The sequence below is a fragment of the Nocardia sp. NPDC019219 genome, assembly GCF_040632645.1.
GTDB classification, from domain to species: domain Bacteria; phylum Actinomycetota; class Actinomycetes; order Mycobacteriales; family Mycobacteriaceae; genus Nocardia; species Nocardia sputorum.
In genome coordinates this window covers 156,502-171,520 of sequence record NZ_JBEYCG010000007.1, presented here as the reverse complement: position 1 = coordinate 171,520, position 15,019 = coordinate 156,502, and the positions used below count along the sequence as shown (strand labels likewise).

Annotated in this window: 2 protein-coding genes; both read left to right on the top strand. The window is 70.6% G+C overall.

The window, feature by feature from the left end; genetic code table 11:
• The first annotated feature begins 312 nt into the window (after positions 1-312).
• Positions 313-13,962, top strand: coding sequence for an amino acid adenylation domain-containing protein (locus ABZ552_RS15875; RefSeq protein WP_357437901.1), 13,650 nt, complete (start codon positions 313-315; stop codon positions 13,960-13,962).
• Positions 13,959-14,951 carry an ATP-binding cassette domain-containing protein gene (locus ABZ552_RS15870; RefSeq protein WP_281879547.1) on the top strand — a complete coding sequence of 331 codons (993 nt, stop codon included), beginning with the start codon at positions 13,959-13,961 and terminating at the stop codon, positions 14,949-14,951. Before ABZ552_RS15875 ends, ABZ552_RS15870 begins: the two co-directional genes overlap by 4 nt.
• Positions 14,952-15,019 lie beyond the last annotated feature (68 nt).

Genomic DNA, 15,019 nt, shown 5'->3' with positions numbered 1-15,019 from the left:
AATGGTACGGAATTGAGTTGCGCATTGTTCGCCTGGCAATGAAATCGATCGTCGGAGTACCATCGAACAGTCTGGTCAGGACCCGTTTTGGTTCAGCTCGACCTAGTTGAGTCGCAATGTTTGCGGAAATGTAACCAACCAAAGTGGCCTTCTGCCAAGGACGTTGGATGTGAAACAAATCCAATACGTCGGCAATCCGGCTGAAGCGATGCTCCGAATCATAGGGCGTGGATCACGTCCTCCGGTAGGCGCGTGCGCTTGCTGGGACGGTGCTCGGGGAGTTGCGTCAACAGCGGCAGAACGGAGTGATTGATGAGTTCATTGGCCACGGATCGCGTCGACCAATGTTCATCCGGCGAATTCTCGGCTCAACCGTTTGCGCTGTCACCCGCACAGACCGCTCTCTGGTACGCGCAGCGCATCCGGCCCGACGTACCGTTGACGATCTCCCAGTACGTCGAGATACACGGGGACCTGGACGAGGGACGGCTGCTGTACGCGATCGAGCGGTTCGGGGCCGAGACCCAGGTGGGCCAAGTTCGCTTGATAGAGGTGGATGGCACTCCGTATCAGATCGTGGATCCGGTGCACCGTCCGGGATGGGTCCGTATCGACCTGCGCGGCGAGGCCGACCCGTACGCCGCGGCGCTGCGCTGGATGCACGAGCACACGAGTTCGCCGATCGATCTGGAACGCGATCCGCTGACCTCCAACGCGGTGCTGCGGATCGGCGACTCCGACTACATCTGGTATTCGTTCGCCCACCACATCGTCATCGACGGCTACGGCGCGATGAACGCGCTCACCCGCACCGCGGAGATCTACACCGCGCTGGAGAACCAGACCGAGCCGGTCGCCTCGCGGGCCACCGCCCTGGCCGAGATCTACGCCGACGAGGCGCGCTACCACGAATCCGGCCGTTTCCAGAACGATCGCGAGTACTGGCTCGAGCAGCTGTCCGGTGTCGGCGAGCCGGTGAGTCTCGGCGGCACCCGGCTCGGCGCCGCCAACCACGACGCGGGCCGCAGGCTCGCCACCGCGGTGCTGGACGACGAGCGCCATGCCGCGATCGGCGCGGCGACCAGCGCGTGGAACACCACCGACTCGGCGGTGTTCGTCGCCGCGCTGGCCACCTACGTGCGATCGGTGACGGGCAACGCGGACGTGGTGCTGAGCCTGCCGGTCTCGGCGCGCACCACGGTGTCGCTGCGCCGCTCGGCGGGCGTGATCTCCAACGTCGTGCCGATTCGGCTGCGATTCGACGAGGCGACCACGATCGGCGACCTGGTGAAGGCGGCCGAACTCCAGATCACCGGCGCGCTGCGGCACCAGCGCTACCGGCACGACGACATCCGGCGCGACAGCGGCTACTCGCGCGACGCTCGCGGATTCTTCGGCCCGATGGTCAACCTGATGTTGTTCCACAACGAGCTGCGTTTCGGCAGCCTGGTCGGCTCCATGCACGTGCTGGCCACCGGCCCGGTGGAAGATCTCTCGGTCAACGTCTACAACGGCGCGGGCGGCCGCCTGCACGTCGACTTCGAAGCCAACCCCCGCCTCTACGGTGAGGCCGAGGTCAACGTGCACCACGCGCGCTATCTCGACTTCCTCGGCCGGTTCCTGGCCGCGGATGCGGGCCTGCCTGCCGAGTCGCTCGGTGCGATCACCCACGCCGAACGGGAACAGGTGCTGCGCGGGTGGAACGCCACCGAGGCGCCCCGGCAGGAAGGCACGCTCGCGAGCCTGTTCGCCGAGCGTGTGGCGGCCGGCCCGGAGGCGATCGCACTCGAGTTCGGTGACGAGGCGCTGACCTACGCCGAACTCGACGCCCGCGCCAACCGGCTGGCCCGGCTGCTCATCGCGCGCGGCGCCGGACCCGACACGACGATCGGACTGTGCCTGCGCCGCAGTCTCGACCTCGTGGTCGGCATGTACGCGATCGTCAAAGCGGGAGCCGCGTACCTGCCGCTGGACACCGAGCATCCGGCCGAACGGATCGGGCAGATCGTGCGTCAGGCCGAACCGCTGTGCGTGCTCACGGCGAGCCGCGACGACGTGGAGCTGCCCGCGGCGGTCGCCCGGCTGGACATCGACACCGCGCGGGTCTCCGGGTTCGACGACGCGCCGGTCACCGACGCCGACCGCCGGTGCGCGCTGCGCCCCGACCACCTCGCTTACGTCATCTTCACCTCGGGATCCACCGGGAAGCCCAAGGGCGTCGGCGTGACGCACGCGGCCATCGTCAACCGCCTGCGCTGGATGCAGCACGAGTATCCGCTCGGCGGCGACGACGCAGTCCTGCAGAAGACCCCGGCCACTTTCGACGTCTCGGTGTGGGAGTTCTTCTGGCCCTTGCAGATCGGCGCGCGCTTGGTGATCGCCGCCCCCGACGGACACCGCGACCCGGCGTACCTGGCCCGGATCATCGCCGAAAAGGGCATCACCACAGCGCATTTCGTGCCGTCCATGCTATCGGTGTTCGTCACCGAGGCCGATCTGGACGGCTGCGCCTGCCTGCATCGGGTGTTCTGCAGCGGTGAGGCGCTGCCCGCGGCCGCCGTGCGGGAGTTCTACGCGGCATTGCCCGCCGCCGAACTGCACAACTTGTACGGCCCGACCGAGGCCGCCGTCGACGTCACCTACTGGGCCTGCCCGCCCGACGCGAGCGCCGTGCCCATCGGTTCGCCGGTGTGGAACACCCAGACCTACGTGCTGGACGATCGGCTGCAGCCCGTCCCGCCCGGCGTGGTCGGGGAACTGTACCTGGCCGGGGTCCAGCTGGCCCGCGGCTATCTAAGACAGCCGCGGCTGACTGCCGACCGGTTCGTCGCCGATCCCTTCACCCCGGGTGCGCGGATGTACCGCACCGGCGACCTGGCGCGCTGGCAGATCGGCCGTTCCGGCGCCGAGCCGGGTGTACTGGAGTATCTGGGCCGCAGCGACTTCCAGGTCAAGATTCGAGGTCTGCGCATCGAACTGGGCGAAGTCGAGGCCGCTCTGCTCGACGACCCGAGGGTGGCTCGCGCGGTGTGCGTGGCGCACACCGGCCGCACCGGTGACGAACTGGTCGCCTACGTGGTCGCGGCGAAGCAGGAGGACGACGAGGCCCGTCTGGACACGGCCGCGCTGCTGACCGCGCTGCGGCACACGCTGCCCGGATACATGGTGCCCTCCACGTTGATGGAACTCGACGAGCTGCCGCTGAGCGCCAACGGCAAGATCGACCGCAAGGCGCTGCCCGCGCCCGCGCCGGGCACGCGTTCGATCGGGCCGATCGCCGAACCGCGCACCGAGGTGGAGCGGGTGCTCGCAGGCATTTTCGCCGAGGTGCTCGACACCGAGGTCGGCATCGAGGACAGCTTCTTCGACCTGGGCGGCAACTCGCTCATCGCCGCACGGGCGGTGTCCCGGATCAACGCCGCGCTCGGTACCGCGCTGACCATCCGGGATCTGTTCGAGGCCTCGACGATCGAGGCGCTCACCCGGCGTTTCGCCATGCAGACCACCGACGCGTCCTCGCCGCGCCTGGCGCCGGCCGAGCGCCCGGAGCGGATTCCGTTGTCGCAGGCGCAGCAGCGGTTGTGGATCCTGAACCGGTTCTCCGAGCATGCCGCCGCGTACAACATGCCGCTGGCGGTGGCGGTGGAAGGACCGCTGGACGTGGCCGCGTTGCGCGCGGGGCTGGTGGACGTCATCGAACGGCACGAGAGCCTGCGCACCACCTTCCCCGAGGCGCCGGAGGGGCCCTACCAGCTGATCCACCCGGCCGCGGCGATCCCGCTGACGCTCGACCCGATCGATGTCACCGACGCCGACGTGGCCGAGCTGGCGACCGAATACGCCGGCTACGGCTTCGATCTGCGCAGCCAGGCCCCGATCCGGGTGGCGCTCTACCGCACCGGCCCGCAGCGGCACGTCTTCCTCATCGTGTTGCACCACATCTGCGGTGACGGCTGGTCCATCGCACCGCTGGCCAAGGACCTCATGACGGCGGTGGCCGCGCGCGCGAACGGTGTCGCGCCGCAGTGGACGCAGCTGCCGGTGCAGTATGCCGACTTCGCGCTCTGGCAGCGCGAACTGCTCGGCGACGAGTCCGATCCGGCCAGCGCGCTCAGCCGTCAGCTCACCCACTGGCACAAGGCCCTGGCCGGACTGCCCGAACAGCTCGATCTGCCGCTGGACCGTCCGCGCCCACTGCGCAGATCGACCGTCGGCGGCCGGGTCGAATTCGCCATCCCGGCCGAGATCCGCCGTGCTGCCATCGAACTCGCGGCCAGCCGCGGCGTGAGCATGTTCATGGTGCTGCACGCGGCGCTGGCGACGCTGCTGTCGCGGCTGTGCGCGAGCGGTGACATCGCGATCGGTACCCCGATCGCGGGCCGTTCCGATCCGGCGCTCGACGATCTGGTCGGCATGTTCGTCAACACCCTCGTCCTGCGCACCGCGGTCGACCCGGCGGCCGGGTTCGACCGGATGCTGGACGTGGTGCGCGAGACCGATCTCAACGCCTTCGCCAACGCCGACGTTCCGTTCGAGCGGCTGGTCGAGGTGGTCAACCCGGAGCGATCCCCCGCGCGGCACCCGTTGTTCCAGGTGATGCTGTCCTACGACCACGCTCCCGACCTGCGGATCGATCTGCCCGGTGTCCGCGCGGAGGTGCTGCCCATCGCCTCGGACGTCGCGAAGTTCGATCTGCAGCTGGTCGTCCACGACGACTCGGGCGACGGACCGCTCTCCGCCGAATTCGGCTACACCACAGACGTTTTCGATCGGGACACCGTGCAGTCGTTCGCCCGCAGGTTCATCGCGGTGCTGGCAGGCGGCGTGGCCGCCCCCGAACTGCCGGTGGGCGACCTGCCGATCCTGGACCGCAGGGAAACCGAGAACCTGGTGCCCATCGGGGGCGCGCCCGCCGAGCCCTCGATCACCTTGGCCACCCTGCTGACCGCCACCGCGCGCCGGCTGCCGGACGCGGTGGCGGTCCGCTACTTGGGCACGGACACCACGTACCGCGAACTCGACGAGCGCTCGAACAGGCTGGCGCGCGCGCTGATCGAGCACGGCGCCGGGCCCGAGACGGTCGTCGCGATCGCGCTGCCACGCGGTCTCGACGCGATCACCGCGGTGTGGGCCGTCGCCAAAACCGGCGCGGCCTATGTGCCGATCGACCCCAACTACCCAGGTGAGCGCATCGCCCACATGATCGGTGACTCCGGGGCGATGCTCGGCCTGACCGATCCGGAATCGTCGGCGGCCATGCCCGCCTGGCCCGCGGCGCGGGGCAGGCACCGCAGGGCCGAGGTCGACTGGCTGGTGCTCGGTTCCGCCGAACTGAGCGCCGAACTCGCCGATCACTCGGCGGATCCGATCACCGACGACGACCGGCACCATCCGATGCGGGTGAGTCATCCGGCCTACCTCATCTACACCTCCGGGTCCACCGGCACGCCGAAGGCGGTCGTCGTGACCCACGCGGGTATCGCGTCCCTGGCCGGCGAGCAGAACTACCTGTTCGGCATCTCGGACGCGGCGCGGACGCTGCACTTCTCCTCGCCCAGCTTCGACGCGTCGGTGCTGGAGATGCTGCTCGGCTTCGCCGCGGGCGCCACGATGGTCATCGCCCCGGCGGGCATGTACGGCGGCGCCGAACTGGCCGCACTGCTGCGCGCGGAGCGGGTCACCCACGCCTTCGTTACGCCCGCCGCGCTGGCCACCGTGCCGAACGAGGACCTCGCCGAGCTGACGACGGTGATCGTCGGCGGTGACGCCTGCTCGGAGGAACTCGTCGAGACCTGGACGACCGGGCATCGCATGCACAACATGTACGGCCCCTCCGAGGCCACCGTCGCGGCGACCGCGAGCGGGCCGATGGAGCCGGGCCGTCCGGTGCCGCTCGGTTCTCCCGTGCGTGGCATGCGACTGTTCGTGCTGGACAATCGTTTACATCCGGTTCCGCCTGGTACGCCGGGCGAGCTGTACGTGTCGGGTCCGGGCGTCGCTCGCGGCTACCACGGACGTTTCGGCCTGACCGCGCAGCGGTTCGTGGCCAACCCGCACGGCAGGCGCGGGGAGCGGATGTACCGCACCGGCGATCTGGTCGTCGTGGAGCGGTCCGGACAGCTGCGGTTCCTCGGCCGCGCGGACGACCAGATCAAGATCCGCGGTTTCCGCATCGAACTGCGCGAGATCGACAACGTGCTGCGGCTGCATCCCGGCGTCCGGTTCGCGCACACCGTCGTGCACACCGACGAGCACGGTCAGGTACGACTGGCGTCGTACGTCACGGCCGACCGGCCGATCGAGGCGCGGGCCGTGCTGGAGACCGCCCGTGGGCGACTGCCCGGCTACATGGTCCCGGCGTCGGTGGCGGTGCTCGACGAGATTCCGGTCACGCCCGCGGGCAAGCTGGACCGGAAGGCGCTGCCGGAGCCGGAGTTCGGGGCCGCGGGTACTTCTCGCCCGCCGCGCACCGCGCTGGAGCTCGGTGTGGCGGGCATCTTCGGCGGAGTGCTCGGACGTCCCGTCGTCGGCGCCGAGGACAGCTTCTTCGATCTCGGCGGCAACTCGCTGCTGGCCACCCGGCTCGCCGCCGCGCTGCACGCTGAGTTCGGTGTGGAGCTGCCGGTGCGATCGATCTTCGAGGCGCCCACCGTCGCCGGAGTCGCCGGGCAACTGGACCGAGCGCCCCGGACGCAGCGTCCGGCGCTGGCGGTGCAGACGCCGCGTCCAGGGCGTATTCCATTGTCGCTGCCGCAGCAGCGTTTGTGGTTCCTCAACCGATTCGCGCCCGAATCGAGCGCCTACAACATCGCTTTCGTGATCCACGTCGCCGGTGATCTGGACGTCCCCGCGCTGCGCGAAGCGCTCGGCGACGTGGTGCGGCGGCACGAGGTCCTGCGCACCGTCTTCCCGGAGGACGCCGAAGGCGCACAGCAGGTGGTGCTGCCGGTCGAGCGGGCGGTGCCGGAAGTGGTGGTCACCGACATCGATGACTCCGGCGCGAAGGCCGCGCTGGAAGCTCTGGCGCACAGCGGTTTCGATCTCACCACCCAGGTGCCCCTGCGTCTGTCGCTGCTGCGCACCGCGCCCGAGCGCTACCTGCTCGGCGTGGTGGTGCACCACATCGCCGCCGACGGCTGGTCGCTCGGTCCACTGACCAGGGATTTGGCCGCGGCCTACGCGGCACGGCACGAGGGCGTCGCGCCGGCGTGGACGCCGCTGCCGGTGCAGTACGCCGACTTCGGGCTCTGGCAGCGGGCCTGCCTCGGCGAGGAGGACGATCCGGGCAGCGCGGCGGCGACCCAGCTGGAGTACTGGCGCACCGCGCTGGCCGACATCCCCGATCAGCTTCCGCTGCCCTATGACCGGCCGCGTCCCGCGGAGCCCACGCAGGAGGCGGGGACGGTGCGCTTCACGGTGCCGGAGCGAGTGCAGCGCGGGCTCTCCGCGCTGGCCCGCGAGCAGGGCGTCAGCAAGTTCATGGTGCTGCGTTCGGCGTTCGCGGTGCTGTTGCGCTGCGTCACGGGTGGGCGCGACATCGTGATCGGCACGCCGGTGGCGGGACGTACCGACACCAAGCTCGACGGACTGGTGGGCATGTTCGTGAACACGCTCGTGCTGCGCTCCGACGTGGACCCGGACCGCGACTTCACCGACCTGTTGCGCGCCGACCGGGACACCGAGTTGTCCGCGATGGCGCACGCCGACATCCCGTTCGAGCGCATCGTGGACGAACTCGGCGCCGACGCGCGCACTTCGGGCAGGCACCCGCTGTTCCAGGTGGCGCTGAGCGTCCAGGACACCCCGGTGCCCGCACTGGAGTTGCCCGGCCTCGCCCTGCGCGCGGAGGAACTGGACATCGCGCTGGCGAAGTTCGACCTGGAGTTGCGCGTCGCGAACGACACGGGCGCGCCCGGATCCGTCGCGGACGCGGCGGAGGGCGTGTTCGAATTCGTCTACGCCGCCGAGCTTTTCGACGCGATGACGATCGAGACGCTGGCGGACCGATTCTTGCGCGTGCTCACCGCCGTCACCGGCGACCCGCACGTGCTGATCCGGAACGTCGACGCGCGCACCGATCACGAGCGCCGCACACTCGCCCCGGCGCGGGGCGGGCAGGCGGCACCGCCGTGCACGCTGGCCGCGTACTTCACCGCCACCGCACAGCGGTATCCGCAGAACACGGCGCTGTGCGCGGGCACGACGTCACTGACCTACGCCGAGCTGGACCGGCGCTCCAATCGCTTGGCGCGCGCGCTGATCGCGCGTGGACTCGGTCCGGGAACCCGGGTGGCGCTCGGGCTCACCCGCTCGATCGACTCGGTGGTGGCGATGCTGGCGGCCGCCAAGGCCGGAGCAGCGTTCGTACCCGTCGACCCGAAGTACCCCGCCGACCGCATCCGGCACATGCTCGCCGACTCCGGCTGCACTACCGGTCTGACGGTCAGCGCGCACGTGGAGAAGCTGCGCGCGGGCGCCCCGGAAGGCCGCGCCACCGAGTGGCTGCTGCTGGATCGTCGCGAGTTCGCCGCCGAACTCGACGGCCACGACGACGCGCCGATCCACGACCACGAGCGCTCGCGCACCGTCCAGGTGGCGGATCTGGCCTATCTGGTCTACACCTCGGGATCGACCGGCACGCCCAAGGGCGTCGCGGTGACCCACAGCGGCCTGTCCAACCTCGCCGACGAACTCCGCGACCGCATTGGTGTCCAGGAGCATTCCCGTACCCTGCACTTCGCGACGCCGAGCTTCGACGCGGCGATCCTGGATCTGTTGATCGCGCTGGGAGCGGGCGCGGCCATGGTGATCTGCCCGACCGACATCTACGGCGGCGACGAACTGGCCGCCTTGATGGAACGCGAGCGGGTCTCGCACGGCTTCATGACGCCGGCCGCGCTGGCCACGATCGACCACGAACGCTGGCCGCTGCCGCACATGCGCGCCCTCATGGTCGGCGGTGAGGCCGTGGCGCCGGATCTGGTCGCACGCTGGGCGCCGGGACGGGTGATGTGCGATGTGTACGGGCCCACCGAGACCACGGTGGTGATCACGATCTCCGGCCCGCTGGGCGTCGGCGATCCGATCACCATCGGCAGCCTCGTGCGGGGCGCCCAGGGATTGGTGCTCGACGAGCGGTTGCGTCCCGTTCCGGTCGGCGTCCCCGGCGAGTTGTACCTCGCGGGGCCCGGCGTCGCGCGCGGATATTTCAACCGGTTCGGGCTCACCGCAACACGTTTCGTGGCCGACCCGTACGGCCCGGCGGGCGCGAGGATGTACCGGACCGGTGACGTGGTGCGCTGGAACGCTTCGGGGGAGTTGGTCTACCTCGGCCGCAGCGATCACCAGGTGAAGCTGCGCGGTTTCCGCGTCGAGCTCGGCGAGATCACCGCCGCCCTCGGCGAACACCCGTCGGTGCGATTCGCGCACACCGAGGTGCGCCGCATCGCGGGGGCGGACCGCATCGTCGCCTTCGTCCAGCCCGCCGACCGCGCGGCCGGAGTGGACATCGAAACGCTGCGCGCTTTCGTCGGGCGCCGGTTGCCCACGCACATGGTGCCCTCCGGCATCACCGTGCTGGACACCATCCCGCTGACTCCGGTCGGCAAGCTGGACGTCGACGCGCTGCCCGAACCGCGGTTCACCGGGGATTCGACCGGACGCGAGCCGGGAACCGACGCCGAGCGCTTGGTCGCCGCGGTGATGGGTGAACTGATCGGGGCCGACGGCGTGCGCGCCGACGACAGCTTCTTCGATATCGGCGGGAATTCGCTGCTGGCGACCCAGCTCGTCGCGCGGCTGGCCGCCGCGACGAACGTGCGGCTCGCCGTGCGCACCGTGTTCGCCACGCCGACGGTCGCCGGACTGGCCGAGCTGCTGGACGCGGGCGCCGGGTCCGACGCGGACCGCCCGGCCCTGGTGCGCCGGGAGCGTCCCGAACGCATCCCGTTGTCGGCCGCCCAGCGGCGGCTGTGGTTCCTCAACCGCTTCAACGCCGGCGGCGGGCCGAGCGGCGGACACTCGGCGGGCGCCTACAACGTCCCGCTCGTGCTGCGCATGACCGGTGACCTGAACGTCGGCGCGTTGGTTTCCGCGCTGCACGAGGTGCAGGCCAGGCACGAAACCCTGCGCACGGTGTTCCCCGAGACCGACGGCTCGCCCGCGCAGGTCGTGCTCGACCCGGCCGAGGCCGCGATCCCGCTGACCCGGATGACAGCGCACCCGGACGAGATCGAGGCCGCCGTTCGGCGTTTCGCCGCACCGGGATTCGATCTGGCCACCGCCGTACCGATCCGTGCGGCGCTGATCGCGGTGCCGACCCGCGCCGACGAGCCCGCCGAGCACGTTCTCGTCGTGGTCGCGCACCACATCGCGATGGACGGCTGGTCGCTCGAGCCGATGGCCGCCGACGTCGCCGTCGCCTACCGCGCGGCATGCGACGGCGACGCGCCGGCCTGGGCGGAGCCGGAGGTCCAGTACGCCGACTACACGCTGTGGCAGCAGGAGGTGCTCGGTAGCGAGGACGACCCGGACTCGGCGGTGAACGGGCAACTGGACTACTGGCGGCAGGCTCTGGACGGCATCCCCGAGTTGCTCACCGTCCCTGCCGACCGTCCGCGTCCGCCCACCCCGTCCTACCGGGGCGGCACCGTGGAGTGCACGGTGGACCCGGTCACGCATCGCGAGCTGCAAGCGATCGCGGGCAGCAACAACGTCAGCCTGTTCATGGTCCTGCACGCGGCGCTCGCGGTGCTGCTGCACCGGATGACCGCCACCGACGACATCACCGTCGGCACCCCGATCGCGGGCCGTGGCCATCCCGCCCTGGACCGGCTGATCGGCATGTTCGTCAACACGCTCGTGCTGCGCACGCGGATCGATCCGGGCGTCCGGTTCACCGACCTGCTGCACGCGGTGCGCGAGACGGACCTGGACGCCTTCGCGCACGCGGACCTGCCGTTCGAGCGGCTGGTGGAGGTGCTCAACCCGGCCAGGTCCCAGGCGCACCATCCGATGTTCCAGGTGATGCTCTCGGTCCGCAACGAGCCGGTCGGCGGGCTGGAACTGCCGGGGCTGCGCGTCGAGGCCGCCGACATCGACACCGGGATCGCCAAGTTCGATCTCCAGTTCACCCTGACCGAAACGCAGACCGCGCAGCGGGATCCGGCCGGCATCACCGTGGCGGTGAACTACGCGACGGATCTGTTCGACGAGCCGACCGCGCAGCGGCTCGGCAAGCGCCTGGCGCGCTTGCTCGCCGCCATCGCCGCGAGCCCGACCACCGCGGTGGGCGATCTGGAGCTGCTCGACCCGGCGGAGTGGTCGGGGCTGGCCCCGGTGCGCGGGGGCAAACCGGACCGCCCGATCACCTTCCCCGAGGTGTTCGAGCGGGCGGCGAGCGTCGATCGCGCGGCGATCGCCCTGGTCTTCGACGGTACGGAGGTGACTTACGACGCGCTGGATCGCTGGACGAACCGCTTGGCGCGCGTGCTGATCGACCGCGGCGTCGGCCCGGAAACCCTGGTGGCACTGGGCATCCCGCGATCGATCGAGTCCGTGGCGACGGTGCTCGCGGTGGCCAAGGCCGGAGCGGCGTTCGTGCCGGTGGACCCGTTGTACCCGCAGCAGCGCATCGCGCACATGTTGTCGGATTCCGGTGCGGCGCTGGGTATCACGCTGGCGGATTACCGCCGGGAACTGCCCGAGGACACCGAATGGATCGTGCTCGACGATCCGGTGTTCCGCGGTGCGGTGCTCGACGCCTCGGACGCGCCGGTCGCCGATACCGAGCGTCTCGCTCCGCTGCGCATCGACAACCCGGCGTACGTGATCTACACCTCCGGCTCGACCGGCACGCCGAAGGGCGTGATGGTCACGCACGGCGGACTGTCGAACTTCGCCGCCGAGACCGCGCACCGGTTCGATGTCCAGCCGGGGTGCCGGGTGCTGCACTTCGCCACGCCGAGCTTCGACGCGGCGATGCTGGATCTGCTGCTGTCCCTCGGCGGCGCGGCGACCCTGGTGATCACGCCCGGCGGTGTGGTCGGCGGCGACGAACTGCGGCAGGTCTTCGCCGCGGAGCGGATCACCCACGCGTTCATCACCACCTCCGCCCTCGGCACGGTCGACCCCCGGGGTCTGCACGAGTTGCAGCACGTGCTGGTCGGCGGCGAGGCGCTGCCGCCGGACCTGGTGACCCGGTGGGCGCCCGGCCGCAACCTGTACAACGTCTACGGCCCGACCGAGACCACCATCGTCACCGTCATCTCGCAGCCGATGGCGCCCGGCGAGCCGATCACCATCGGCGGACCCATCCGCGGCGTCAACGCGGCGATCCTCGACGCACGCCTGCATCCGGCTCCGCTCGGGGTGACCGGCGAACTGCACTTGGCCGGTGACGCGCTGGCCCGCGGCTACTTGAACCGTCCGGGACTGACCGCCCAGCGGTTCGTCGCCAACCCGTTCGGCAAACCAGGGGAGCGGATGTACCGCACCGGCGATCTGGTGCGCTGGTGGGCCGGGCAGCGGGAGAACGGGACGTCGGCCGATGCCGCGCCGGAGATCGAATATGTCGGCCGCACCGACCATCAGGTCAAGATCCGCGGCTTCCGCATCGAACTCGGCGAGGTCGACGCCGCGCTCGCCCGCCACGGCGCGGTGGCGTTCTCGACCACCATCGGGCATCGCACTCCGGCCGGGGCGACCGCGCTGGTGTCGTATGTGAAAGCGCGCGACGGAGTGACGCTCACCGCGGCCGAGTTGACCGCGCACCTGACCCGGTTGGTGCCGAACTACATGGTGCCGCAGTCGATCATGCTGCTCGACGAGGTGCCGCTGAGCCCGGTGGGCAAGCTGGATCGCGCGAAACTGCCGGAGCCGGTGTTCACCGCGGGCGAGGGCTATCGCGCCCCCTCCACCCCGACCGAGGAAGCGCTGTGCGCCGCTTTCGCCGAGGTGCTCGGTGTGGAGTCGGTGGGTGTGGACGACGGCTTCTTCGAACTCGGCGGCAACTCGCTGCTGGCCACGAAGGTCGTCGCGCACGTCAGGGAGTCGGGCCTGGACCTGCCGGTGCAATTGATGTTCGGCGACGCGACGCCCGCGGCGATCGCGGCGCGGCTGGACGGTGCGGACGCCACTTCGGGCGCCGCGGTGGCGGCGATGCTGGCGCCGGTGCTGCCGATCCGGCCGAGCACCGAGGTCAGCCGCGCGCCGCTGTTCTGCGTGCATCCCGCGATCGGATTGGCCTGGTGCTACTCGGGGTTGCTCGCGCACCTCCCGGCGGACCGGCCGGTCTACGGCTTGCAGGCTCCGCACGTCGCGGGGCAGGACGGTCACGCGACGATCGGCGAGGCCGCGCGCCACTACGTGGCCGCGATCAAGCGGATCCAGCCGGAGGGCCCCTACCACCTGCTCGGCTGGTCGCTCGGCGGACTGATCGCCCAGGAGATGGCGGTGCAGTTGCAGGAGGCCGGCGACGAGGTCGCGCTGCTGTCCATGATGGACAGCTACCGGTTGTCCGACGACCTGCTCGACCAGGCGACCCCGAGCGTCGCCGAGATCGTCGGCGAGTTCGGCAGCGACGAACTCGGCGCGGAAATCGATCCGGACCTGAGCCTGCGAGAGGCAGCCGAGCTGCTGCGCGCCCGGTCCGGGCCGTTCGCGGCGCTGACCGTCGAGCATCTGGAACGGCTCTACGCGGGCTACCACAACGGCACCGTGCTCGCGCACAGCTTCCGGCCGCGCCCGTTCGACGGCGACCTGTTGTTCTTCACGGCGGGCGACGACCCGGTCAACCGGGCCGATCCCGATCGGTGCGCCGAGGCCTGGCAGCCGTACGTCACCGGTGCCGTCCACGACCACGAGCTGCGCTGCGCGCACTCCGCGATGACCACGCCGGACGCACTGGCGGTGATCGGGCCGGTGCTGCGGAGGTGGCTGGAGACGAAGGAGACGCACAGGTGAGCTTCGCGGTCGAGGTGACCGGCCTGGTGAAGAACTACGGCCGGGCCCGCGTCCTGGACGAGATCGACCTACGAATCCCCACGGGCACCGTGATGGGACTGCTCGGACCGAACGGTGCGGGCAAGACGACGACCGTGCGGATCGTCACCACGTTGCTGAAGCCCTCCGCCGGGTCGGTGCGGGTGGCGGGCGTCGACGTGCTGCACGATCCTTCGGCGGCGCGCAAGCGGATCGGGCTGTCCGGCCAGTACGCCGCCGTCGACGCCAACCTGTCCGGCTACGAGAACCTGCGCATGGTGGCCCGGCTGTACGGGATGTCCCCGCGCCGGGCGACCGCTCGGGCCACCGAACTGCTCGGCGCCCTCGGACTCGACTACGCCGCGCACCGCAGGGCGGGGACGTACTCCGGCGGCATGGCCAGGCGGCTCGACCTCGCGGGCGCGCTGGTCGCCCGGCCGCCCGTGGTGGTGCTGGACGAGCCGACCACGGGCTTGGACCCGCGCGGCAGGCTGGACATGTGGCGGGTGATCGGCGACCTCGTGGACGACGGGACCACGGTGCTGCTCACCACGCAATACCTGGAAGAGGCGGATCTGCTGGCCGACCGCATCACGGTCATCGACCACGGGCGGGTCATCGCGCGCGGGTCGGCCGACGAGCTGAAGACCTCGATCGGCGGTGACCGGCTCACCGTCACCCTGGCCGCCGGGCAGGCCGCCGAACCCGCGCTGGCCGTGCTTGCGCAGGTCGGCGTCGGCAACCCCGCGCACGAGGCGGGCACCGATGAGGTGTCGGTGGTGGTCGGCGACGGCTCGCGCACCATGGTGGAGGCGCTGCGCAGGCTCGACGACGCGGGCGTCTGCGTGGTCGACGCGAACGTGCACCGGCCGAGCCTCGACGACGTATTCCTTTCCCTCACCGGCAAGCCGGGCGACACGCCCGTCGCGGAACCGGAGACCGATGACGTACCAGAGGAGATCATGTCGTGAGTACGGCAATGGTGCGGGAGGCGGCCCCGAAGGCGGATCCGCGGTCGAGAAAGGCCGCGGCGCAGCCG